The following is a 22052-nucleotide window of genomic DNA, read 5'->3' as shown; positions in this document are numbered from 1 at the left end:
AGAAAGACAATGCGCTGTTTTTATGGGGCCATTCCTACTCGGAATACCGGGCTAACCGGCAAAGCCACCCTTGTCTAAAAAGGCGCGCTCCTCCTCCGTGGTCTCTCGCGCCAACACGCCATTACGATGGGGAAATCGCCCGAACTGCTCAATAATGCGCGCGTGCTCCTTGGCCCAATGGTAAGTGTTGGCGTCCAGTTGCTGGTTCAGGACCAGTGAGCGCTGCTGATCCGCCGGGTCTTCGGAGTGTTCGAACGGCAGGTAACAGAACGCACGCAATGCCGGCTCAATCTGCTGATCCAACCCGGCGTCGACCATGCGCCTCGCATACAGGCGGGCCAATGGGTCGGTGGCGAACATATGGGCGGTGCCGCGAAAGGCGTTGCGCGGGTATTGGTCAAGCAGAATCAGCAGCGCCAAGGCACCTTGCGCCGAGTCCAGCCAGTGCTCCAGTTCGCGCCGGGCGGCTTGCAGGTGGGGGGTGTGGAAGGTGTCGCGGAAGGTGGCGTCGAAGGTGTCATCCTTGGCGAACCAGCGCTTGGGGCCGGCGTGTTTCCAGAAATCGAGAACGGATTGTGGGGTAGTCATGATGAGGGGCCTGCACAAACGATTTCACTGACAGTATCAGAATCCTTGGTGACGAATCGCGGCAACGCGTTAATTAATGTTATAGGATAACAACCCATTTCCGCCCTGCCCTGTGACCCTCGCCCATGACCGACGCTGTTCCCCTGCGCCAACGCCTGCTCTCCATCGATGCCCTGCGCGGCCTGGTGATCCTGTTCATGCTGCTAGACCATGTGCGCGAAACCTTCCTGCTGCACCTTCAGGTCAGCGACCCGATGACCATCGACAGCACCGAGCCCGCGCTGTTTTTCAGCCGCACCCTCGCCCACTTGTGTGCGCCAGTGTTTGTGTTGCTTACGGGCTTGTCGGCGTGGCTATACGGCCAGAAATACCAGGGCCGGCGCGATGTGTCGGCGTTCCTGTTCAAGCGTGGGCTGTTCCTGGTGGTGCTGGAGTTCACCCTGGTCAACTTCGCCTGGACCTTCCAGCTGCCGCCCAGCGTGATCTATATGCAAGTGATCTGGGCGATTGGCGTGAGCATGATCGCCCTTGCGGCGCTGGTGTGGTTGCCGCGTCCGCTGCTGATCGTGTTGGCAGTGGTGATCATTGCCGGGCACAACCTGCTGGACGGGCTGCACTTCGACGCGGGTTCGGCACTGCATATTCCATGGACGATCCTGCATGAGCGCAGTTGGATCTATGTGGGCGAGTCGCTGCGCCTGCGCGTCACGTATCCGGTGCTGCCGTGGATCGGTGTGATTGCCCTGGGCTACAGCCTCGGCCCGTGGTTTGCCAAAGGCATGCCGCCGGCGCTGCGCCAGCGCTATTTGTTGCTGGCCGGTATGAGTGCGTTGATAGGGTTCGTGCTGTTGCGAGCAGCCAACGGGTATGGCGAGAAACCGTGGCAAGCCTATGACAGTGGCGTGCAGACCCTGATGAGCTTTTTCAACATCACCAAGTACCCGCCTTCGTTATTGTTTCTGGCGCTGACACTGGGGATCGGGTTGCTGCTGTTGCTGGCGTTTGAGAAGGCGGGAAGCAAGCGCTGGATCAGCATGCTCGCCGCCTTCGGTGCAGCGCCGATGTTCTTCTACCTGCTGCACCTGTACGTGCTGAAAATCCTCTACGTCGCATGTGTGGCACTGTTTGGCCTGAATCACGGCAACTACTTCGGCTTCGACGGCATGGGCGCCATTTGGCTGGTGGCGTTGCTGCTGCCACTGGTGCTGTATCCGCCGGTACGTTGGTTTGCCGGGCTCAAGACGCGACGCCGCGACCTGGCCTGGCTCAAGTACCTGTAGAAGCTCGATCTATGCGTGAGTCGAGGTGACAAGCCCCACTCATGCGGCGACCAGGTGCACATAGAACGCGTGAAACATGAAATACGCACACACCGCCAGCGCCAGCCCCATGCAGCGGTTGAACACGGTAAACGCCGACGCCCCGTTGATCCGCCGCCCCAGCAACGCGCCAAGCAACGCATAGATCCACGGCGCACCAAACGCGCCAAACGCCAGCAACGCCGACACAACAGCAATCGACACCCCAGTGATATGCGCCGCCGGCAGCATGACGCTGGTGATCGGCAGCACCGCCATGATGCCCTTGGGGTTGAGCAACTGGATCACCAGGCCGTTCCAGAACGTGAGGGTCTTGGTCGGTGCGGTAGAGACTTTTTCATCGACCACCGTGCGCGCGGTGAACACCTGATAAGCCAGGTACAAGGTGTACACGCCGCCAATCAACGAGATATAGGGCAACACCGCCTGGGAAATGATCGCCTCGCCGGTGTAGCCGAACAGCACGAACAACACCAGCATCGCGCAGCCCACGCCGATGAAAAACCTGGTGGAGCGCCGGAACTGACCGGTGAGCCCGGCGTTGAGGCCCATGAAATTCACGGGGCCGGGGCTGTACATGACGCTGAAGGCGTAGAGGAAGATGTCCATGGCAGACCTGCAGTAGAGGGAGTGCGGCGAGTCTACTGAGGGGGTTGGGGGGGATTCTTGTACGTTTGTGGTTGGGCTGGATGGGGATGCTGCGCATCCCAGCGGGAGCAAGCTCCCTCGCCACAGGAAGCTCGCTCCGGCGAGGGCTTTACATCAACGGAATCGAGTAATTCACAAACACCCGATTCTGATCCTGGTCGCGCGCCACTTCACTGCGCGAAACGCCATTGCGCCAACCGAACCCGACGTTCTTGAACGTGCCGCTCTGCACCACGTAATCCAGCGCGATATCGCGCTCCCACTCGCTGGCGTCGTTGCCGCTGGCGGTGAGGATGTGATCGCCCTTCAGGTACATCACCGACGCCTTCAACCCCGGCACGCCGAGTGACGCGAAGTCATAGGCGTATTGCGCAAACGCAGTGCGCTCGCCGGCCTGGATGAAGGTTTGCACGGTACGGTCGGTGTAGAGGTACAGGCTGGAACCGCCCTCCCCTTTGTTCACCAGGCCGCCCTGGTTGAGTTGGGCGAAGTTGCTGTCGTCCGAGACTTGCTGGTAGCCGGCGGTGATCGCGTGCGGGCCCAGGGAGTAGATGAACGCCGCGCTCCAGGTGTTGTTGTCGATTTCACCGGTGCCGTTCTTGGTATAGCCGCCGAGTTTGTAACCTTCAGCACGGCCAGCGGCGCTGCTGTTCTTGCCGTCGGAAGTGGTCTTGAAGTAGCGCAGGTCGGTTTTCAACGAGCCGTAGTCGCCCAGCGGCAATACATGGATCAGCCCGGCGAAGTGCTGTTGGTAATAGTCTTCGAGGTTGGCGTAGTAATACTGGACCATCAGGTCCTTGGTCACCTGGTAATCAGCACCGGCGTAGTTGAATTTGTTGCTTTCCTGGGTGCCGCCCGCCGCCGCCAGGCCGCTGCGGTCGCTGGAGCCACGGCCGGTGGTGTGTTGCAGTTGGCCGCCGATCAGGGTCAGGTTGTCGATGTCCTTGCTGGTGATTTGCCCACCCTCGAAGGACTGCGGCAGCAGGCGGCCGTCGTTGCTCACCAGGATCGGCAGGTTCGGCCGCAGGTAGCCGTAGCGCAGTTCGCTCTTGGCAAAACGCGCCTTGGCCGTGGCGCCGCCACGGGCCCAGTTGTCGGTAGCCTTGCCGTCGTCGTTGGGAATCATCGAGCTGCCGACGTGGCGGCCAGCTCCGCTGTCCAGGGTGATGCCGAGCATGCCGATGGCGTCGAGACCAAAACCCACGGTGCCGTCGGTAAAGCCCGATTGATAATTGAGGATAAACGCCTGGCCCCACTCTTCGGTCTTCGACGGTGCGGCGGTGCCGTCCCGGTTGTCGTTGTTGAAGTAGAAGTTGCGCATACTCAAGTTGGCTTTGCTGTCACTCAAGAAATCAGCCGACGCCAAAGGACTCAGGGCAACGCCCAGGCCGCCGGTCAACACGCTTAACACATTCAAAGTGGCTTTCATCACAACCTCAGTCAATTAACCCATGAGCGTCATAAAACGGATACGGCCCCGGGTAGTCCCCGAATACGCCGTTGTGGCTGATCAAACCCTGTTGCGCCTCCCAGCGATGCAACAGATAGCCCGCCGGCTCCAGGTTGAAATGCGCGGGCGCCGCTTCTTGTAGATCCAACACGATCTGGTGCGAGGTGCCGGGGCACACACAACTCAGGCTGCCGCCAAAACGGCGCTGCATCGGCCGGTGCAAGTGCCCGCACAGCAGGCGCTCAACTTGCGGATGGCGGGCGACGACTTGCTCCAGCGCAGCGGCATTGATGAAGGGTTCGCGGTCCATATGGCCGATGCCGCTGATAAACGGCGGGTGATGCAGGATCAGCAAGGTCGGCGCATCCGGACGCAGGGACAATTGCGCGTCGAGCCACTGCAATTGGCTGTCGAGCAACTGGCCGCCGTGGCCGCCGGGGATGGTGGAGTCGAGGCCGATCAGGCGCAGCGGATGCTCGTCCACCACCCAGTCCAATGGGGCCTCTGCGGACACAGGCAAATAGGCGTGATCCCGGAACGCCTCCAGCAGCGGCCCGCGCGTGTCGTGGTTGCCGGGCACCAGGTAGCACGGCATGTGCAAACGGGCGAGCTCGGGGTGCAGCACGGCATATTCATCGGCGCGGCCGAAGTCCACCAGGTCACCGCTGATCACCACAATATCCGGGCGTGGGTGGCTGGCGTTCAGGTGATCCACGGCGCGGCGCAGCGCACCCAGGGTATCGACAACGCCGTAAGTAAGACGCTGGCCGGCTTTAAGGTGCAGGTCGCTGATCTGGGCGACGAGGAAAGGACGATTCAACATAGACTCTCAAGCATTCAGGGTGAACAACATGTGCGGCGCAATCGCCAGGGCGACCGGCGCGCCGACGGCGTACAGCTGGTTGTCGCTGCTGTCGACCAGCAGCGGTTGAGGGCCGCCCACATCCACCAGCAGGCGGCTTTGTGCGCCCTGGAAAAACTGCGCCAACAGACGGCCGTGTAAGTGCCCTTCTCCCTCCATCACCTTCAGGTGTTCGGGACGGCAATAAACCGTGCTGGGCAGTTCGGTGGCCTGCCACGGCAACTCGCCGCCGCAGACTTTCAAGCCATGGGCCGAAGGCTCGATCACGGTGAAGGCATTGAGGTTGCCGACGAAGCCGGCGACGAAGGCGTTGGCGGGTTTCTGGTAGATGTCACGCGGGCTGGCCAGTTGCGCGACACGGCCGTGCTCCATGACCAGGATGCGGTCGCCCAGGGCCATGGCTTCGCCCTGGTCGTGGGTGACAAACACCGAGGTGATGCCGAGGCCGCGCAGCAGGTCATTCAGTTCGCTGCGCAGGCGTTCGCGCAATTGCGCGTCGAGGGCCGCCAGGGGTTCGTCCAGCAACAGCACTTTCGGACGCGGCGCCAAGGCGCGGGCCAATGCCACGCGCTGGCGCTGGCCGCCGGAGAGTTCATGGATGCTGCGCTTGCCGTGCTGCTGCAACCCCACCAGTTCAAGCAACTCGTCGCAGCGCTTGTTGCGCTCAGTCACCGACATCCCGCGAATCTTCAAGCCGTAGACGATGTTCCCCGCCACATCCAGGTTGGGAAACAGCGCGTAGTTCTGGAACACCATGCCCACATCGCGGCGCTCGATGGGCAGGCGCGTCACGTCTTGGTCACCGAACAACACCTGGCCCACATCCGGGCGCTCCAGGCCGGCGATCAGGCGCAAGGTGGTGGTCTTGCCACAGCCGGACGGACCGAGAATCGCCAGGGTTTCGCCGCCTTCGACGGTCAGGTTCAAGTCATGCACGGCCACGGTGCCGTCGGCGAACGCCTTGCGACAGCCTTGCAGGCGGATAGTGATAGCGGTCATCGACGCTCTCCACGGGACAAACGGGCACTGATGGCCTGCAGCGCAATCAGCAGCGGCACGATCATCAGCAAAAAGATAAGGGTGTAGGCGCTGGCAATTTCCAGGCGCGCCGAGGCGTAGCTGTCAGCCAGGCCCACGGGCAGCGTCTTGGTCATGGGGGTGTGGAGCATCCAGGTCAGGTTGAATTCACCCAGGGACAAGGTCACCACCATCAGCACACCGGCCAGGATTCCTGCACGGCAGTTGGGCACCACCACACTGAAAAAACGCTTGATCGGACCGGCGCCCAAGCTGGCCGCCGCCTCTTCCAGCACTGGCAGTTGCTGGCGTTGCATCACCGCCATCACCGGGCGTACCAAAAACGGCAAGGTGAACAGCACATGCCCGACCAGGATGAACACCCAACTGCTGCGAAAGCTGCCGAACTGGCCGTAGGTGAGCAGCAACGCCAACGCACTGGCCAACCCCGGCATCGCCACCGGCAGCACCATCAATTCTTCGAAAGCGCGGCTGAAGCGGTTGTTCATCCGCACCAGGGCGTAGGCCGCCGGCACGCCGATCACGCAGACACACACCGCACAGGCCAGCGCCAATTGCAGCGACAACCACACAGTGGGCGAATAGGCCTGCCACACCTGGACCAACCAATCGAAGGTCAAGCCGCTGGACAGGCCGACGAAGAAGTTGCGGGTCAAACCGGCCAGCAACGACATCAGCACCGGCACCAACATGAAGGCGCACACCAACAAGGTGAACAGCAGTTGCAGCACAAACAACGATGAGCGCTTCACAGCACAGTCCCCGAATTTTTCACCAGGCGCCGCGTCAGCAGCAACACCGCCCAGGTCACCGCGCCAAGTACCACCGACAGCGCAGCGGCGACGGCAAAGTTGGCGTAGTTGGTGAACACGTTGTAGATCGCCACCGGGGTGACATTGAGGCGCGTGCCCAAGGTAAAGGCCGTGCCGAAGGCGCCCATGGACGTGGCAAAACAGATGGCCCCGCAAGACGCCAACGCGGGCGCCAGGCCTGGCACGATCACGTCACACACCACGCGCCAGTGTCCGGCCCCCAGGGAATGCGCGGCCTCCTCCAGGCTGCGGTCGAGGCTCTCGCACGCGGCCATCACGGTGAGGATCACCCGTGGAATCGAGAAGTACAGGTAACCCACAAACAGCCCCGCCAATGAGTAGGCAAAGATCCAGCGCTCGCCGGCCAGTTGCAGGCCCAGTGAGGCCAGCAGGCCTTGGCGGCCCGCCAGCAGAATCACCAGGAAGCCCACCACCACACCGGGAAACGCCAAAGGAAACGTGAGCAACGCCACCAGCGCCGAGCGCCCGAAAAACTGGTGCCGGGCGAGGAACACGCCGCTGATGCCACCGATCACCAGCGCCACCAGCGTCACCACCACGGCCAGGACCAGCGTTTGCCCAAGGCTGCCCAGGTACTGCGCGCTGCTGAGCACCTGCCAGTAACCACTGCCATTGCTGTCGCTGCTCTCGGCGCCGAGCATCATCAAGTGCGCCAGCGGCAACAGCCAAAAGGCGAGCAGCACCGCAAAGGCCGGGGCCATCGCCCAGGCGGCATGTTTTGCCGATGCTGCCACTTACTTGACCTCGTTCAGGTAACGGGCGGCGAAGGCTTCCTGCACAGCGGCCATTTTTTCGTAGTCCACCACCCCGGCGCGGGCATAGTCGCTGTCGGGCAGAAACTGTGCGGCCACGTCAGCCGGCATTTTCATCGGGCGCACCGGGCGCAGGTAGGCCTTGGCCCAGAGTGCCTGGCCTTCGTCCGACAGCACGAAGTCGAGGACCTTTTCCCCGTTGGCGCGGTGCGGCGCGTTGGCCACCAGGCTCATCACGTAGGGCACGCTGATGCTGCCTTCTTTCGGGATCACAAAGGCGACGTTGGCTTTGTCTTTGTAGCGCGCGCGGTAGGCGTTGAAGTCGTAGTCCACCAGGATCGGCAACTCACCGGACAGCACCCGCGCATAGGCGGTTTGCTTGGGCACGATGGGCGCGTTCTTCGCCAACTTCTGGAAGTAGTCGATGGCCGGCGCGAAGTTGTCCAGGTCGCCGCCCAGTGCGCGGTTGATCGCCACGGCCGACACGTAGCCGACGAAGGCACTGGACGGGTCGAGGTAACCGACCATGCCTTTGTATTCCGGCTTGAGCAGGTCGGCCCAGCTTTGCGGCACCGGCAAACCACCCAGCGCATCAACATTAACCATGATGCCCAAGGTGCCGGAGTGGATCGCGAACCAATGGCCGGCCGGGTCTTTCAAGCCAGCGGGAATCTGCTCCCAGGCCTTGGGCTTGTAGGTGTCGACCACCTCGGCTTTTTGCGCCTGCAGGCCGAAGGTCACGCCGTAGTACACGACGTCGGCCACCGGCGCGGCCTTTTCCGCCACCAACTGCGCCAGGGACTGGCCGGAGTTCTTGTTGTCCAGCGGTACTTGCACGCCGGTGCTGGCGGCGATGGCCTTGAGCTGGGTACCCCAGTCGGCCCAGTCCGGCGGGCAGTTGTAGCAAATTGCGGTGTCGGCGGCCTGGGCCAGGCTGGCCGCTCCGCACAGCAGCACGGCGGCGAGGGTTTTACTGAGTGCGCGCATCTAGGGTCTCCTCATGGGGTTGGGTACTGTCGCCGGGGCGAATGTGGCAAGGCAGGCAGTGGGAAATCGGGGCGTTACCGGCGATCTGCGCCAGCAACTGGTCAATCACGGTGCTGGCGAGCAGCGCGATGGGCTGCACCACGCTGCACAGGGTCGGGTGAATCTGGGTGCCGAGGCTGATGCCGTCGAAGCCCATCACCGAGAGTTGTTCGGGTACGTTCCAGGCGTTGCGGCGCAGTTCGGCGATCAGGCTGATCGCCAGGAAATCGTTGGAGCACACCAATGCGGTGGGCGCTTCGGCGCCTTGCAGAAAAGGTTCGATGGCGGTGAATTCGGCCTGGGTGTGGGCCGGCATTTCGATCACTGCGCGGGGTTCCAGGCCGTATTCGCGCATGGCGTCGCAATAACCGGCGTAGCGCAGGCGGGCACGGTCGGATTGCAATGCAGGGCCGGCGACCATACTGATGCGCCGATGCCCCGTCTCCAGCAGGTAACGCGTGGCCAGCGCCATACCTGCGCGGTTATCGACCGACACGGCGCTGTAGTTGGGATTGCTCGGTTGGTGATAAGCCAGCACGAACGGGGTTTGCTCGGTGTTCAAGCTGCTGAGCACGCTGTTGCTCTCGGCATCGGTGACCGTCAGCACCAGGCCATCGACGCGCTGGCGCAACAGTTCTTCCACCACAATGCATTCGCGCTCGCTGCTGTAGTCGGTGGTCGCCAGCAACAGGCTGTAGCCGCGCGCCCGAGCGGCGCGCTCCATGGCCTGAAACTGTTCAGCAAACACCGGGTTGAGCAGATTGGGCACCACCACGCCTATCAACTGGGTAGTTTGCAGACGCAGCTGGCGACCCAGCAGATTGGGGCGAAAACCCAACTCTCGGGCGGCGGCGAACACCTGCTCACGGGTGGTCGGGCGCACCTGGTCGGGGGAAGCAAAGGTACGGGCGGCGGTGGCGCGGGATACGCCCGCCAGCCGGGCTACGTCTTTCAGGTCAGTCATTGTCACTCGCTTGAGATCGATCTCATTGGCGAGGACAGTAGCGGGGGAATGTGGCAGTTCGGCGGTAAGGAGATGACAGTTTGATGGCACCTGGCTTGCTACACACAAATCAAAATGGGCCGGGGTATGCCCATAGATAGTCATACTCCGCAGGCATTATTGAAAACCCAGGGCAGCAAAATCCGCCCACGAACCTTTCGATTCGATCCAAGTGCGGGCACAATGCGTGTCCTTTTTTGGCAGGCACCGCCGCAGGCTCTCAAAAATGATCAAAACGCCGTACTACCTCATCGATAAACAGAAGCTTCTGGTCAACATGCAGAAGATTGCTTACGTGCGCGAGCAGTCCGGCGCCAAGGCGTTGCTGGCGCTCAAGTGCTTTGCCACCTGGTCGGTGTTCGACCTGATGCAGCAATACATGGACGGCACCACTTCGTCGTCGTTGTATGAGCTCAAGCTCGGCCGCCAGAAGTTCGAAGGCGAGGCACACGCCTACAGCGTGGCCTGGGCCGACGATGAAATCGAAGAGATGCTGGATAACTGCGACAAGATCATCTTCAACTCGATCAGCCAATTGCAGCGTTTTGCCGAACGTTCCGAGGGCAAGACCCGCGGCCTGCGCGTCAACCCGCAGGTAAGCAGCTCCGACTACCTGCTGGCCGACCCGGCGCGTCCGTTCAGCCGTTTGGGCGAATGGGACCCGGTGAAGATCGAAGGCGTGATCGAGCAGATCTCCGGCTTCATGTTCCACAACAACTGCGAGAACGGCGATTTCAGCCTGTTCGACAAAATGCTCGGCACCATCGAAGAACGCTTCGGCGCGCTGCTGCACAAGGTCGAGTGGGTCAGCCTCGGCGGCGGCATCCACTTCACCGGTGAAGACTATGCCGTGGACGCGTTCTGCGCGCGCCTGAAGGCGTTCTCCGAAAAGTACGGCGTGCAGGTGTACCTGGAACCCGGCGAAGCGGCGATCACCAACAGCGCCTCCCTGGAAGTCACCGTGCTCGACACCCTCTACAACGGCAAGAATCTCGCCGTCGTGGACAGCTCCATCGAAGCCCACCTGCTGGACCTGCTGATCTACCGCCTCAACGCCAAGCTGGCGCCAAGCGACGGCGAACACACCTTCATGGTGTGCGGCAAATCCTGCCTGGCCGGGGACATCTTCGGCGAGTACCAATTTGATCGTCCGCTGGCCATCGGCGATCGGCTGTCGTTCATCGACACCGCAGGCTACACCATGGTCAAGAAAAACTGGTTCAACGGCCTGAAAATGCCGTCCATCGTAGTGAAACAACTCGACGGTACTGTCGAGGTGGTTCGTGAATTTGGTTACGACGACTACCTGTCCAGCCTTTCGTAAGCTGGCGGATAAAGGAGAGATAAAGCAATTGAAAAAGAACGTTCTTATCATTGGTGCAGGAGGTGTCGCCAAGGTGGTGGCCCACAAGTGCGCGCAGCACAACGACGAACTCGGTCGTATTGCTATCGCGTCGCGCAACATCTCCAAATGCCAGGCCATCATCGACAGCGTCAAGGCCAAGGGTAGCCTCAAGGTTCCCGCCGACATCCAAGCCTTCGCGCTGAACGCCCTGGACGTGGAAGCGACCAAGGCCCTGATCCGCGAGACCGAATCGCAGATCGTCATCAACGTGGGTTCCGCGTTCCTCAACATGTCGGTGCTGCGCGCCTGCATCGATACGGGCGTAGCCTACCTCGACACCGCCATCCACGAAGAGCCGGGCAAGGTCTGCGAGACCCCGCCGTGGTACGGCAACTACGAATGGAACCACCTGGAAGAGTGCAAACAGAAGAACATCACCGCCATCCTTGGCGTGGGCTTCGACCCGGGTGTCGTCAACGCGTATGCCGCGCTGGCGCAGCAACAGCATTTCGACCGCATTGATTCGATCGACATTCTCGACGTCAATGCCGGCTCCCATGGCAAATACTTCGCCACCAACTTCGACCCGGAAATCAACTTCCGCGAGTTCACCGGACAGGTGTGGAGCTGGCAGAACAGCCAGTGGACCAGCAACACCATGTTCGAAGTCAAACGCACTGATGACCTGCCAGTTGTCGGTTCGCAGAACCTCTACCTCACCGGCCATGATGAAGTGCACTCGCTGTCGAAAAACCTCGACGTGCCCAACGTGCGTTTCTGGATGAGCTTCGGCGAACACTACATCAACGTGTTCACCGTGCTGAAAAACCTCGGCCTGCTCTCCGAAAAGCCGGTCACCACCGCCGAAGGCCTGGAAGTCGTGCCGTTGAAACTGGTCAAGGCCGTGCTGCCCGACCCGTCTTCGCTCGCCCCCGGCTACACCGGCAAGACCTGCATCGGTGACCTGGTCAAGGGCACCAAAAATGGCCAGCCCCACGAGATGTTCATCTACAACGTGGCCTGCCATGAAGAAGCCTTTGCCGAGACTGACAGCCAAGGCATCTCCTACACCGCAGGCGTGCCACCGGTGGCCGCTGCGCTGCTGGTTGCCCGTGGCGAGTGGGATGTGAAGCACATGGCCAACGTCGAGGAACTGCCGGCTGAGCCGTTCCTGAAAGCGCTGGACGTGATGGGCTTGCCGACTCGCATTAAAGACGAGAACGGTGACCGTGCGTGGGATGCGACTGCCTGATCGGGCGATAGCTGACCGAACAAAAAAATGCGCCTCCAGGGGCGCATTTTTTGTTGGACGGGGTTTTGCTCTAATGCCAAGCAGTTAAGCGCAATACAACCTCTGTGGTGAGCGGGCTTGCCCGCTCACCACAAGAATGTGGCTGCCTGTCGTTTCCTTAACTGACTGGCATCAGAGCAAGCCCCCTTCCACATGGCTCATTGCTGTGTTCAGAGATTTCCCACAAGGCTTTCAGGTTGTCTCTAGGAACTTCGCTGGCTAACCTCCTCGCCGTCGCTGCCCATTCAGCGACCGGATTTGACCGTCCGATTAATTAAAGTACTGTTGCGCCAAAACCTATTTCAGGCGTTTTTTTTATGCCTGAGGTATCGTGTCACGGCGGCTGTACGCGGGATACCTTCGGGTATGCCGGATTTCCTTTGATTGCCGGTCGGTCAACCCGCGTACAGCTGCCACCCTCTTCGTTTGACCGCGAACGCTGGCAGCTCCACTAATCTTAGGAATGCCACCATGATCAAAGACAGTCCAAATCCCCCAGCAACTCCCTTCACCCTCCGCCCCGAACTGGGCAGCGAGACCCTGCTGGCCAATGCCTCGCAAGACCTGGCCTGCCTCAACGACATCGCCGCCCATCTCGCCTTTGAAGTCGAGGGTGCTCAACGCAATGTAGCGCTGGGTATCTGCCGCATGCTTGAAGGTGTGCAATTGTTGGTAGACAAAGCGCTGGACCAGGCTCATCCGGCAGCCTGATCGAACAACACTCTCGAAACCAATGAAGCTCAACTGTGGGAGCGGGCTTGCCTGCGATAGCGATCTGTCAGTGCCGAATGTATTAGCTGATAGACCGCCATCGCCGGCAAGCCGGCTCCTACAGGTGATGTGCAGCGGGTGTGAGAGTGGAGTTATTCGAGGTTCCGCGCCGAATTGCTCAGCGCTCGCGAACATTGCAACAACGCCGGCGCCAACTGTCGCTCCGCATCCGCCCTGCTCCACCGACTGGTCGGCGCCACCACATGCACCGCCGCCACGGGCCGGCCATTAGCCCCCAACACCGGCGCGCCGATGGTCATGTCACCCAGGAACAGCTCCTGGCCATTCACCGCGTAGCCCTGCTCGCGCACCTGTTGCAACGACTCCAGAATCTGCTCGACGTCAGTCAGCGTCTGGCTGGTGTGGGCAATGCGCTGGCTGTTCTCAATCAACACCAACGCCTCCTCCTGCGGCAACGCGCTCAAATACGCCCTTCCCGACGCCGTGCAATACATCGGCACCCGCGAACCGATCGGCATGTGCACCGGCACAAACCCTGAGCTGACAAACCGCGCGATATAGGTCATGTCGTAGCCCGCAGGCTCGGTGAGGCATGACGTCTCGCCGGTCAGTCGGGTCAGCTCCGACAGGAACGGATTGGCCACTTCGATCAACGAATGCGCATCCAGGTAGCTGAAGCCCAACTCCAGCACCCGAGGTGTGAGTTGGTAATGCCGTGTGCGGGAGTGTTTCCGAAGGTAACCCAGGCTTTCGAGGGTAAACACCATGCGTTGAGCCGAGCTTTTGGTCATGCCGGCAGCCTCGGCCACCTCTGCAAGGCTCATGCTGCGGCGCTGAGCGCTGAATGCCTTGAGCACCGACAGGCCTTTTTCCAGGGATTGGTTGTGCAGGCTGTTGCGTTCTTCGGACATGGCGGACTCGTGGTCAGGTCGATTAGGCGTAGCGATATTTCTACCTCAAACCACACAAATAGACTACTTAATATCGCATACCGATACGAATTGTTCATTTTGTCGATTTTCCATACCGATATACGATTTTTAACAATCGAAATGGCACAGAGCTTGCGATTTCATCGGCAGCCGCTCGCGGTACTGACTTTCCGTTTTCCTTCTGGAGTAACCCGATGAACAGTCTTTCGCCCTTGTTTCGCCGCCTTGCCTTCGGTCTGTGCGCCGCCGTTTGTGTCAGCGCCGCGCACGCAGACAGTGCGTCCTCGTACAAAGTCGGTGCAACCGCCAGTGGCTCGCCGTTTACCTTTCTCGACATCAAGAGCAACAGTATCCAGGGTGTGATGGTTGATGTGGCCGAAGCCGTGGGCAAGGCCGGCGGGTTCACCAGCCAGATCGAGCAGACCAACTTTGCCGCGCTGATTCCGTCGCTCACTTCCGGCAAGCTCGACTTCATTTCCGCCGGCATGCTCAAGACCGAAGAGCGCACCAAGGTCGTCGACTTCAGCGCCCCGGTGCATGCCTACGGTGAAGGCCTGATTATTAATGCCGACGACAACGCCGCCTACCCTGACCTCATGCCACTCAAGGATCAGGTGGTCGGCGTACAGGCCGGCACCATCTTCTATGACCAGTTGAACAAGCTCGGCATCTTCAAGGAGATCCGCACCTACGACTCCATTGGCGAGATGGTCCGCGACCTGTCCCTGGGCCGCATCAAAGCCGCCGTGGGCGACCAGCCGGTGGTGGCCTACCAGATTCGCCAGAAGCTGTTCAAAGGCGTGAAACTCGCCCCGGACTACAAGCCCACCAACGTCGGCGAAGTGTGCCTGGTGGTACGCAAGGGCGATTCACAGACCCTGGAGCGCCTGAACACCGCCATCGCCAGCATCAAGGCCGACGGCACCCTGGACAGCATCCTCAAGAAGTGGGGACTTGATACCCAGGTGCGTCCATGAACCCTGCCGAGTTCCTGCAAAACGCCCAGGACTTTTTGCCGATCCTGCTGCAAGGCGCCTGGGTGACGATCCAGATCACCGTGCTGTCGTTCCTGCTCAGCAGCGCGATCGGCCTGGTGCTGGCGCTGCTCAAGCTGTCGCCGATCCGCGCGCTGTCGTGGACGGCCAGCACCATCATCAACGTGATCCGTGGCCTGCCGATCATTGTGCAGCTGTTCTACATCTACTTTGTGCTGCCGGACATGGGCGTGCACCTCACCGCGTTCTACGCGGGCGTGATCGGCATGGGCATCGCCTACTCGGCGTATCAGGCCGAGAACTTTCGCACCGGCATCATTGCCGTGGAACAGGGCCAGCGCGAGGCCGCCGAAGCCTTGGGCATGCGCTCGGCACTGATGATGCGCCGCGTGATCCTGCCGCAGGCATTCCGCATCGCCCTGCCGCCCTACGGCAACACCCTGGTGATGATGCTCAAGGACTCGTCCCTGGTATCGACTATTACCGTGGCCGAGATGACCCGCCAGGGCCAACTCATTGCCTCGTCCACGTTCCAGAACATGACCGTCTACACCCTGGTCGCCCTGCTCTACCTGCTGATGAGCCTGCCGCTGGTGTATGGCCTGCGCCGCATGGAACAGCATCTGGGCCGGAGGAAAAAAGCATGATCGAGATTCGCCAACTGCAAAAACATTACGGCAGCCACCGCGTGCTGCACGGCGTCGACCTGGACGTGGCCAAGGGCGAAGTCGTATGCCTGATCGGCCCCTCGGGCTCGGGCAAGTCCACGCTGCTGCGCTGCATCAATGCGCTGGAAGCTTATGACGGCGGAGCCATCACCGTATTTGGCCAAACCGTGCAACGCGGCAGCAAGACCGTGCACACCCTGCGCAGCCGCATGGGTATGGTGTTCCAGCGCTTCAACCTGTTCCCCCATCGCACCGTGCTGGAAAACGTCATGGAAGGCCCGGTGTATGTCAAAGGCGAACCTGCGCAACAGGCCCGCGAGGAAGCCCTGGTGTTGCTGGAAAAGGTCGGCTTGAGTGCCAAGGCCGACGCTTACCCGGAACAACTCTCCGGTGGCCAGCAGCAACGCGTGGCCATCGCCCGCGCCCTCGCGATGAAACCCGAGGCGATGCTGTTCGACGAACCCACCTCCGCCCTCGACCCAGAACTGGTGGGCGATGTGCTGGCGGTGATGCGCACCCTCGCCGACGAAGGCATGACCATGATCGTGGTCACCCACGAAATGGGGTTTGCGCGGGAAGTGGCCGACCGAGTGTGCTTCCTGCACGGCGGCTACATCGTCGAAAGCGGCGCAGCGGAGCAGGTGCTGGGCAATCCACAGCATCCGAGGACCCAGGACTTCCTACGGCGGGTGCTGCACCCCACTGGCGATACGCGGAGCCTGTCATGAAGTCATTGTGGTCAGCGACCGCGCCGTCGGTGGTGCCGACGCCTGCGTTGAGTGAATCGGTGAAGGTGGATGTGGCGATTGTCGGCGCCGGGTACACCGGCTTATCGACGGCGCTGCATTTGGCCGAGCGTGGCGTGAGCGTGTGTGTGCTGGAAGCTAACGAACCGGGTTGGGGTGCGTCCGGGCGCAACGGTGGGCAGGTCAACCCCACCCTCAAATATGACCCGGAACAACTGGTGCAGATGTATGGGGCGGAGCGCGCCGAACCGTTGATCTCAACCGTATCGAACTCGGCGGACCTGGTGTTCAAGCTGATCGAAAAACACGGCATCGATTGTGCTCCGGTACGCAAGGGTTGGATGCAGGTGTCGTACAGCGAAAAAGGCGTCGCCGGGTTGTACGCGCGGGCAGATCAGTGGGCCCGGCGGGGTGTACCGGTGCAGCGGTTGGATGCAGCAGCGGTGGCTTCGCGGATGGGCAGTGACGCCTTTGCCGGCGGCTGGCTGGACGGCCGGGCCGGGGCGATTCACCCGTTGGCGTATGCCCGTGGGTTGGTCGGTGCGGCGTTGGCGGCGGGTGTAAGGATTCATGGACAGAGTGCGGTGACGGGGTTGCAGCGTCAGGGGTCCGGCTGGCAATTGCAGACCGCTTCCGGGGCGCAGGTGACCGCCGACCAAGTAGTACTCGCGACCAATGGCTACAGCGGCAACCTGTGGCCCGGCATGGCGCAAAGCATCCTTGCGGCGAACAGTTTTATCGTCGCGACCAAGCCTTTGACCGGGCGTGCGGCCGAGAGCATTTTGCCGGGCCAGGAAACCGTTTCCACCGCACAAAGGCTGCTGCTGTACTTTCGCAGAGACAGCCATGGCCGCTTGTTGATGGGCGGACGCGGGTTGTTTAACGACCCCTCCTCGCCCACGGATTTTGCTCATCTGGAGCGTTCGCTGGCGTTGCTGTTTCCGCAATTGGGGCCACTGGAATTCGAGTATCGCTGGGCCGGGCGAATCGCGATCACGCGGGACTTCATGCCCCATGTACACCAACCGGCGCCGGGGCTCACGTTGGCGCTGGGGTGCAATGGCCGGGGGATTGCGTTGTGTACCAGCCTGGGTCAGCAATTGGCGGGACGGTTGTGTGACGGCAACGCAGAGTTTGCCTACCCAGTGACGGCGTTGCAGCGGTTGCCGATGCATGGGTTGCAGCGGTTTTATATTGGGGCGGGGGTGGCGTGGTACAGCCTGCTTGACCGGCTCAACGTGAGCTGACTGCATTTTCCAAACACCACAAAATCCAGTGGGAGGGGCGAGCCCCTCCCACAAAAATTTAGCGGATTATTACAATTCAATCCTCGGACCGATATAACTCAGCCAACTTCAAAGTGCATTGCTTTATCAACCTTTTAGAGACTTCATTTTGTACAGGGTAATTATCCGCCGTTCTGACACCCGTCGACTTTGAAAAAGCTTCTATCGCGGAGGATAAATGTACAACGGAGCGTTTCATAAAACCCTGCTGATACAACAAAATCCCGAGATTGTGATAGCTCTCCGCAGCTTGAATTGGCGAATTAATCTTCTCAGCTTGAGCGATTGCAGACTTAAAAAAAACAACCCCTTCATCGGCTGCAGACTCGTTCCCTTCGGCAAGCATGGACAACGAACACACAAGTCCTTTATTCATCTCAGCAATAACCCAATCCGAGGGAGCTTTCTCGAGGGTCCAGACAGTTTGTGCTTCTTCAAGGCATTTCAAAGCCAACTTGAGGTAGTCGACAAATCCGACGAAGATCTGTCGCACCACTAAAGCTTTCGCCAGTGAAACGCAAGCATTAGAGATTGAATTTTTAGCTGCCGCCCAGTGAAAACTATCATACTGCTCAAAAATATCAGCAACCTCCACCAAACTGTTAAACAATTCAGTATAGGTAGAGAGCGCATCGGGCTCATCCGGACGAATGCGAGCAAGCCGATTAGTTGCATAACTATAAACGGCAAGCGCCCACTTAAACGGATGACGTGTTTGATCACATGACTCTATGGCACGCAGGGCGCTAGCAAAACTATCTAAAACAATCTTATTTGCCTCATCCACAGACGAACGATCAGCAAGATGAAATCCAACCACTGCAATATTCTGAAGCACCATAGAGCACACTTCTGAATCATCAGAAAAAAATACTTCGGCCTCTTTGTATATATCTAACGCTTTTATGAGATGTACAGTATCGCTAGACCTCTCGCCCATAAGAGCCAACGCGGACCCATACTCCAAAAGGATATCACCTAAACGCCCACTCTGAGCACTATGGGCCTGAGAGTATAAATCTCGATATTGCAGGATGCTTTTCTCAAGCATGCCTCTATCAGAATTACGCTCGGCGCCTGTTTTCAGGACATCTGCCGACTTGAGAAGAAAACGCTCCCACTCGGATACATCGCCAATATCGCGATAAGATTCCGCAATCTGAAGATAACTTCTGGCAGCATCACCATACTGAAATCTTAATTCAGCAAGCTCTGCAACTCTGACACTTACCTTTGAGAGATCACTCAGTGCTTTATCACGGTCTGCAACCAAATTATTTATCTGAACAGCCTTCTCAGAAACCATCTGGGCTGATAACTGCAGCGCTTGATAAAGCAAATCTTGCGGCTCATCCAAATCACTATCAGTTCGCGCAGACAATATCAAGTTATTTGCTTTTTGATACAGATTGTCAACCGCACTGCCATCAACCTTGAGCGTGCCGACACTTGAAGCGATCTCGTTAAACTTTTTAGAAAGCCGCCGCATCTCTGAAGGATACTCCGCAGAGGACACCCCGTGTTTTTCCATAACATCAATGATCATATTTATCGTAGCCTCAGTCACTTTCAAACTACGACATGCTTCCTCTAGCTTATCACCGCTCCACCCAGAGGCCTTATCTAAACTTGGACCGAAATTAAAATTTAAAGTAACGTTGGCTACTCCGCCCTCACCCGCCTGCGCAATCGCGAACCCCTCTGCTTTCTGGCCTGACTCGCTCATACTTATTTCGCTGGCAGTTGATTTATATTGACTGAAGCCGTCGCACCGCGGTCGGCTTGAGCAATATTATTACCCGTCGCAACTTGGCTATTGCTGCTAAAATCGTTCGACATCTTCAAGCCCGCAATAACTTCACGTGCGAGTTTTATAAGCTCTTCATCAGTGGTCGCTCCCGACTCAACTACTTGCTCGGAGACGAATGCCTGCGCACCTGGAGAGCCAGGTTTAACCTCTAACGCACCGATTGCGAGCTTCAGGCCAGCCTTATCAAAATATTTCTCATACAGTCTTGCCTTTAATGCCTCATAAGAGTCTTTAACTAAAAGCTTTGCTGACTCGGTCCCAGCAAAAGAAACAAATTGAATTAACGCTTGAGAAATAGTGTCCATTCCATATCCTTAAATATTTTTATCTGACTTTATTTTTTTGCAAAGTTGCTAGCTGAGCTTGACCGTACACAACCATCAAAGATGGCATAGTGCCACAACCTGCTCGAAACACGCCACATGCAATCCAGACACCGCTCTCCTCGAAAGAGACTCTAAAACACCGACCACCCAATCCGCTCACTCAACAACTCCAACGCCTTCATCCCCGCCAACGAATTCCCCGCCGCATTCAACTCCGGCGACCACACGCACACCGTGAACTGCCCCGGCACCACCGCGACGATCCCGCCGCCTACCCCGCTCTTGCCGGGCAAGCCGACGCGATAGGCAAAATTGCCCGCCTCGTCATACAGCCCGCTAGTCGCCATGATCGAGTTGACTTGTTTGGTCTGGCGCGCGGTGAGGATCTGCTCGCCGCTATGGGCGCTCACGCCTTCGTTGGCCAGGAAGCTGAACGCCCGCGCCAGATCCAGGCAGCTCATCTGCAACGCGCAGTAGTTGAAGTAACTATGCAACACCGCATCCACATCGTTGTGGAAGTTTCCGAACGATTTCATCAGGTAGGCCATGGCCGCGTTGCGCGCACCGTGTTGCGCCTCGGATTCGGCGACGATGCTGTTGACCAGGATCTGCGGGTTACCCGACAGGCGCCGGACGAAATCGCGCATCGACAAAATCGGCACGGCAAAGCGCGATTGGTTGATGTCGCAGATCACCAGCGCGCCCGCATTGATGAACGGGTTACGCGGGCGGCCGCGTTCAAATTCAAGCTGCACCATGGAGTTGAACGGCTGCCCGGAAGGCTCGTGGCCCAGGCGTTCCCAGATGGTTTCGCCGCCGTGGTCGATGGCCTGCACCAGGCTGAACACCTTGGAAATGCTCTGTACCGAGAACAGCGTGTCGGCGTCACCGGCGCAGCAGGCGGAACCGTCGTTGCCGTACACGGCGATGCCCAGTTGGTTGGCGGGCACGTCGGCCAGTGCGGGGATGTAGTCGGCGACTTTGCCGAGGCCGATCAGGGGGCGCACTTCGTCGAGTATCGACGAGAGCATCGCCTGCATGTCTTGTCCTGTCATCTGTCTTTGAATCGGTGATAAGCGGGCGCGGAGGATACTTCAATGAGCGCGGAAGCCCCACACAATCTCTACCACCCGCTCGGCAACCACCAGGTAAAACACGATCAACAATAACTGCAGCGCCAAGTGATAGCGCAGCTTGGCGAGCCGGCGAATACCGTCGCTGATATTCAGGAGCATGAGCAGCGTCGACAGGATGATCAGGCCCCAGCCGGCCACGCTGGAGGCGAACACCCCGATAAACAAGTCACGCTGCCCAAGCAACGTATTGGTCCCCGCTGCAAACAACAGTGCACACACCAGCAGGTTTTTCACGTTGTCGAAGATCTGCGTGCTCAGATCGTTTTCCAACAACGCCATATAGCGTTTCCATAACGTGCGCATGGCAGGTACCGGATAGGGATCGCTCGTCAATCAAAGTAGTCCAAATGGCCGTACACTGCACCGTTGCGCTTACTCCACGAGGATTTTTGCATGAAATTGATGATCGGCCTGGCCGCCCTGCTGTTGGTATCGGCTTGCACCACGACCGCGCCCACCACGCCACCCGCCCAAGACTCCGCTGCGTCGACGTGCCTGGCCGGCGGCGGCACCATGAAGCAAGTCGGCAAGTTGCAGAGCTGGAAGTGCATCACGCCGTACAAGGACGCGGGCAAGGCATGTACCGATTCGAGCCAGTGCGAGGGTGAGTGCCAGACCAGCGTGACCACGCAAACAGGCACCACACCGATCAGCGGCACCTGCCAAGTGGATAACAGCCACTTCGGCTGCTCGGCGACAGTGGAGAAAGGCAAGCTGGGGCGGGCGATCTGCATCGATTGACCGATACCCCCTGTAGGAGCTGGCTTGCCGGCGATGGCGTCCCCAGGTGCGATGCAAATCTTGAGGGCCTATCGCCGGCAGCCGGTGCCTACAAGCGGGCCAGCGCTTAGAAATGCGCCACATCCGACACCTGCTCGTCCAGCACATCTCGCGCCAGCGCCCAGGCGCGATCCTTGGACTCCACCACCAGCAGCGGGTAGCCCCAGGCCTTGCCGAACATCACGGCAAACGGCTTGAGTGCCAGGCGTTGTGCGGCGCTGGGCTCGACCTGGATCATGCCTTTGACGTAGGTGCGCAGCGCCTGCTTGTTTCTCTTCATCCAGATCGACGCTTGCTTGCGCTCTTCATGAGAGTGTTCGTGGTTGTTCTCATCCACGGATTTCTCGTGCAGCAACAGGAAGGGTTGCTGGCGGGCCAGCAGGCTTTCGAAGGTCAGGAAGGCATCCTCCGGCCCGCCCTCGTTGGGCGCGTCGAAGACGATTTTCACCACTGGGAATGTTGAGCTGTCGAGTCGCATGGCAAATC

At 59.5% G+C, this 22052-nt stretch carries 24 protein-coding genes; 9 read left to right on the top strand and 15 right to left on the bottom strand.

What is annotated here, in order from left to right:
- Window positions 1-51 precede the first annotated feature (51 nt).
- Window positions 52-588, bottom strand: coding sequence for a DUF924 family protein (locus HX868_RS28505; RefSeq protein ID WP_177005139.1), 537 nt, complete (start codon window positions 586-588; stop codon window positions 52-54).
- 125 nt (window positions 589-713) lie between these two features.
- Between HX868_RS28505 and HX868_RS28500 the strand changes: the two genes are divergently transcribed.
- Window positions 714-1868, top strand: coding sequence for an acetyltransferase domain-containing protein (locus HX868_RS28500; protein WP_177005138.1), 1155 nt, complete (start codon window positions 714-716; stop codon window positions 1866-1868).
- Between the two features lie 39 nt (window positions 1869-1907).
- Here HX868_RS28500 and HX868_RS28495 read toward each other — a convergent pair whose 3' ends face one another.
- From HX868_RS28495 to HX868_RS28460, 8 genes are all read right to left on the bottom strand, one after another.
- The gene (locus HX868_RS28495; RefSeq protein ID WP_177005137.1) at window positions 1908-2516 is read right to left on the bottom strand and encodes a LysE family translocator; all 609 of its coding nucleotides are present in this window, start codon (window positions 2514-2516) and stop codon (window positions 1908-1910) included.
- 148 nt (window positions 2517-2664) lie between these two features.
- Window positions 2665-3984, bottom strand: a complete 1320-nt coding sequence (locus tag HX868_RS28490; protein ID WP_177005136.1) for an OprD family porin — start codon at window positions 3982-3984, stop codon at window positions 2665-2667.
- A gap of 7 nt (window positions 3985-3991) precedes the next feature.
- Window positions 3992-4825, bottom strand: a complete 834-nt coding sequence (locus HX868_RS28485) for a phosphodiesterase (RefSeq protein ID WP_177005198.1) — start codon at window positions 4823-4825, stop codon at window positions 3992-3994.
- A 9-nt stretch (window positions 4826-4834) separates the two neighbouring features.
- Window positions 4835-5866, bottom strand: coding sequence for an ABC transporter ATP-binding protein (locus HX868_RS28480; protein ID WP_177005135.1), 1032 nt, complete (start codon window positions 5864-5866; stop codon window positions 4835-4837).
- Window positions 5863-6657, bottom strand: a complete 795-nt coding sequence (locus tag HX868_RS28475) for an ABC transporter permease subunit (protein ID WP_177005134.1) — start codon at window positions 6655-6657, stop codon at window positions 5863-5865. Before HX868_RS28475 ends, HX868_RS28480 begins: the two co-directional genes overlap by 4 nt.
- Window positions 6654-7472: an ABC transporter permease subunit gene (locus HX868_RS28470; protein WP_177005133.1), complete on the bottom strand. Its 819-nt coding sequence runs from the start codon at window positions 7470-7472 to the stop codon at window positions 6654-6656. Before HX868_RS28470 ends, HX868_RS28475 begins: the two co-directional genes overlap by 4 nt.
- Window positions 7473-8477: an ABC transporter substrate-binding protein gene (locus HX868_RS28465; protein WP_177005132.1), complete on the bottom strand. Its 1005-nt coding sequence runs from the start codon at window positions 8475-8477 to the stop codon at window positions 7473-7475.
- Window positions 8461-9480 carry a LacI family DNA-binding transcriptional regulator gene (locus HX868_RS28460; protein WP_177005131.1) on the bottom strand — a complete coding sequence of 340 codons (1020 nt, stop codon included), beginning with the start codon at window positions 9478-9480 and terminating at the stop codon, window positions 8461-8463. The genes HX868_RS28465 and HX868_RS28460 overlap by 17 nt, the downstream gene beginning before the upstream one ends.
- 265 nt (window positions 9481-9745) lie before the next feature.
- On the opposite strand from HX868_RS28460, the gene HX868_RS28455 reads away from it, so the two are divergent.
- The 3 genes from HX868_RS28455 (at window position 9746) to HX868_RS28445 (ending at window position 12866) form a co-directional block, all read left to right on the top strand.
- Window positions 9746-10843 (top strand): carboxynorspermidine decarboxylase, encoded by a 1098-nt coding sequence (locus HX868_RS28455; RefSeq protein WP_095016568.1) that lies wholly within the window; start codon window positions 9746-9748, stop codon window positions 10841-10843.
- Window positions 10844-10871: 28 nt separating this feature from the next.
- Entirely contained in the window at window positions 10872-12116 is a 1245-nt protein-coding gene (locus HX868_RS28450) for a saccharopine dehydrogenase family protein (RefSeq protein WP_177005130.1), read from the top strand.
- Between the two features lie 510 nt (window positions 12117-12626).
- Entirely contained in the window at window positions 12627-12866 is a 240-nt protein-coding gene (locus HX868_RS28445) for a DUF6124 family protein (RefSeq protein WP_177005129.1), read from the top strand.
- Between the two features lie 152 nt (window positions 12867-13018).
- On the opposite strand, the gene HX868_RS28440 is transcribed toward HX868_RS28445, so the two are convergent.
- A complete protein-coding gene (locus HX868_RS28440; protein WP_177005128.1) occupies window positions 13019-13798 on the bottom strand; it encodes an IclR family transcriptional regulator in 780 nt (259 codons plus the stop codon).
- Window positions 13799-14013: 215 nt separating this feature from the next.
- Between HX868_RS28440 and HX868_RS28435 the strand changes: the two genes are divergently transcribed.
- The 4 genes from HX868_RS28435 to HX868_RS28420 are packed head-to-tail and all read left to right on the top strand — an operon-like array spanning window position 14014 to window position 17475.
- On the top strand, window positions 14014-14796 hold the full coding sequence (locus tag HX868_RS28435) for an ABC transporter substrate-binding protein (protein ID WP_177005127.1): 783 nt from the start codon (window positions 14014-14016) through the stop codon (window positions 14794-14796).
- Window positions 14793-15461, top strand: a complete 669-nt coding sequence (locus tag HX868_RS28430; RefSeq protein ID WP_034106261.1) for an amino acid ABC transporter permease — start codon at window positions 14793-14795, stop codon at window positions 15459-15461. Before HX868_RS28435 ends, HX868_RS28430 begins: the two co-directional genes overlap by 4 nt.
- Complete coding sequence (locus tag HX868_RS28425; protein ID WP_095016571.1) at window positions 15458-16210, top strand: amino acid ABC transporter ATP-binding protein; 753 nt, start codon at window positions 15458-15460, stop codon at window positions 16208-16210. The genes HX868_RS28430 and HX868_RS28425 overlap by 4 nt, the downstream gene beginning before the upstream one ends.
- Window positions 16207-17475 (top strand): NAD(P)/FAD-dependent oxidoreductase, encoded by a 1269-nt coding sequence (locus tag HX868_RS28420; protein ID WP_177005126.1) that lies wholly within the window; start codon window positions 16207-16209, stop codon window positions 17473-17475. The genes HX868_RS28425 and HX868_RS28420 overlap by 4 nt, the downstream gene beginning before the upstream one ends.
- Window positions 17476-17551: 76 nt before the next feature.
- On the opposite strand, the gene HX868_RS28415 is transcribed toward HX868_RS28420, so the two are convergent.
- The 4 genes from HX868_RS28415 to HX868_RS28400 form a co-directional block, all read right to left on the bottom strand.
- The gene (locus HX868_RS28415) at window positions 17552-19240 is read right to left on the bottom strand and encodes a hypothetical protein (protein WP_177005125.1); all 1689 of its coding nucleotides are present in this window, start codon (window positions 19238-19240) and stop codon (window positions 17552-17554) included.
- 2 nt (window positions 19241-19242) lie between these two features.
- Complete coding sequence (locus HX868_RS28410) at window positions 19243-19629, bottom strand: hypothetical protein (RefSeq protein WP_177005124.1); 387 nt, start codon at window positions 19627-19629, stop codon at window positions 19243-19245.
- A gap of 152 nt (window positions 19630-19781) precedes the next feature.
- The gene (gene glsB / locus HX868_RS28405) at window positions 19782-20690 is read right to left on the bottom strand and encodes a glutaminase B (protein WP_177005123.1); all 909 of its coding nucleotides are present in this window, start codon (window positions 20688-20690) and stop codon (window positions 19782-19784) included.
- Window positions 20691-20744: 54 nt separating this feature from the next.
- Complete coding sequence (locus HX868_RS28400) at window positions 20745-21089, bottom strand: hypothetical protein (protein WP_177005122.1); 345 nt, start codon at window positions 21087-21089, stop codon at window positions 20745-20747.
- A 90-nt stretch (window positions 21090-21179) separates the two neighbouring features.
- Here HX868_RS28400 and HX868_RS28395 point away from each other — a divergent pair, with 90 nt between their 5' ends.
- Window positions 21180-21527: a hypothetical protein gene (locus tag HX868_RS28395; RefSeq protein ID WP_177005121.1), complete on the top strand. Its 348-nt coding sequence runs from the start codon at window positions 21180-21182 to the stop codon at window positions 21525-21527.
- A 106-nt stretch (window positions 21528-21633) separates the two neighbouring features.
- On the opposite strand, the gene HX868_RS28390 is transcribed toward HX868_RS28395, so the two are convergent.
- Window positions 21634-22044, bottom strand: coding sequence for a hypothetical protein (locus HX868_RS28390; RefSeq protein WP_177005120.1), 411 nt, complete (start codon window positions 22042-22044; stop codon window positions 21634-21636).
- Window positions 22045-22052: the final 8 nt, after the last annotated feature.

Origin of the sequence: Pseudomonas reactans (assembly GCF_013385825.1) — a bacterium.
Classification (GTDB): Bacteria; Pseudomonadota; Gammaproteobacteria; order Pseudomonadales; family Pseudomonadaceae; genus Aquipseudomonas; species Aquipseudomonas reactans.
The sequence above is the reverse complement of the archived record's forward strand: the minus strand, read 5'-3'. Positions and strand labels throughout refer to the sequence as shown.

Bases quoted from the DNA above. Each gene is read 5' to 3' on its own strand.
- HX868_RS28460 (WP_177005131.1), bottom strand. From the start codon at position 9,480: ATGACTGACCTGAAAGACGTAGCCCGGCTGGCGGGCGTATCCCGCGCC.
- HX868_RS28445 (WP_177005129.1), top strand. From the start codon at position 12,627: ATGATCAAAGACAGTCCAAATCCCCCAGCAACTCCCTTCACCCTCCGC.
- HX868_RS28500 (WP_177005138.1), top strand. From the start codon at position 714: ATGACCGACGCTGTTCCCCTGCGCCAACGCCTGCTCTCCATCGATGCC.
- HX868_RS28430 (WP_034106261.1), top strand. From the start codon at position 14,793: ATGAACCCTGCCGAGTTCCTGCAAAACGCCCAGGACTTTTTGCCGATC.
- HX868_RS28410 (WP_177005124.1), bottom strand. From the start codon at position 19,629: ATGGACACTATTTCTCAAGCGTTAATTCAATTTGTTTCTTTTGCTGGG.
- HX868_RS28420 (WP_177005126.1), top strand. From the start codon at position 16,207: ATGAAGTCATTGTGGTCAGCGACCGCGCCGTCGGTGGTGCCGACGCCT.
- HX868_RS28440 (WP_177005128.1), bottom strand. From the start codon at position 13,798: ATGTCCGAAGAACGCAACAGCCTGCACAACCAATCCCTGGAAAAAGGC.
- HX868_RS28435 (WP_177005127.1), top strand. From the start codon at position 14,014: ATGAACAGTCTTTCGCCCTTGTTTCGCCGCCTTGCCTTCGGTCTGTGC.
- HX868_RS28455 (WP_095016568.1), top strand. From the start codon at position 9,746: ATGATCAAAACGCCGTACTACCTCATCGATAAACAGAAGCTTCTGGTC.
- HX868_RS28415 (WP_177005125.1), bottom strand. From the start codon at position 19,240: ATGAGCGAGTCAGGCCAGAAAGCAGAGGGGTTCGCGATTGCGCAGGCG.
- HX868_RS28495 (WP_177005137.1), bottom strand. From the start codon at position 2,516: ATGGACATCTTCCTCTACGCCTTCAGCGTCATGTACAGCCCCGGCCCC.
- HX868_RS28425 (WP_095016571.1), top strand. From the start codon at position 15,458: ATGATCGAGATTCGCCAACTGCAAAAACATTACGGCAGCCACCGCGTG.
- HX868_RS28505 (WP_177005139.1), bottom strand. From the start codon at position 588: ATGACTACCCCACAATCCGTTCTCGATTTCTGGAAACACGCCGGCCCC.
- HX868_RS28480 (WP_177005135.1), bottom strand. From the start codon at position 5,866: ATGACCGCTATCACTATCCGCCTGCAAGGCTGTCGCAAGGCGTTCGCC.
- glsB (WP_177005123.1), bottom strand. From the start codon at position 20,690: ATGCAGGCGATGCTCTCGTCGATACTCGACGAAGTGCGCCCCCTGATC.
- HX868_RS28400 (WP_177005122.1), bottom strand. From the start codon at position 21,089: ATGCGCACGTTATGGAAACGCTATATGGCGTTGTTGGAAAACGATCTG.
- HX868_RS28490 (WP_177005136.1), bottom strand. From the start codon at position 3,984: ATGAAAGCCACTTTGAATGTGTTAAGCGTGTTGACCGGCGGCCTGGGC.
- HX868_RS28395 (WP_177005121.1), top strand. From the start codon at position 21,180: ATGAAATTGATGATCGGCCTGGCCGCCCTGCTGTTGGTATCGGCTTGC.
- HX868_RS28465 (WP_177005132.1), bottom strand. From the start codon at position 8,477: ATGCGCGCACTCAGTAAAACCCTCGCCGCCGTGCTGCTGTGCGGAGCG.
- HX868_RS28390 (WP_177005120.1), bottom strand. From the start codon at position 22,044: ATGCGACTCGACAGCTCAACATTCCCAGTGGTGAAAATCGTCTTCGAC.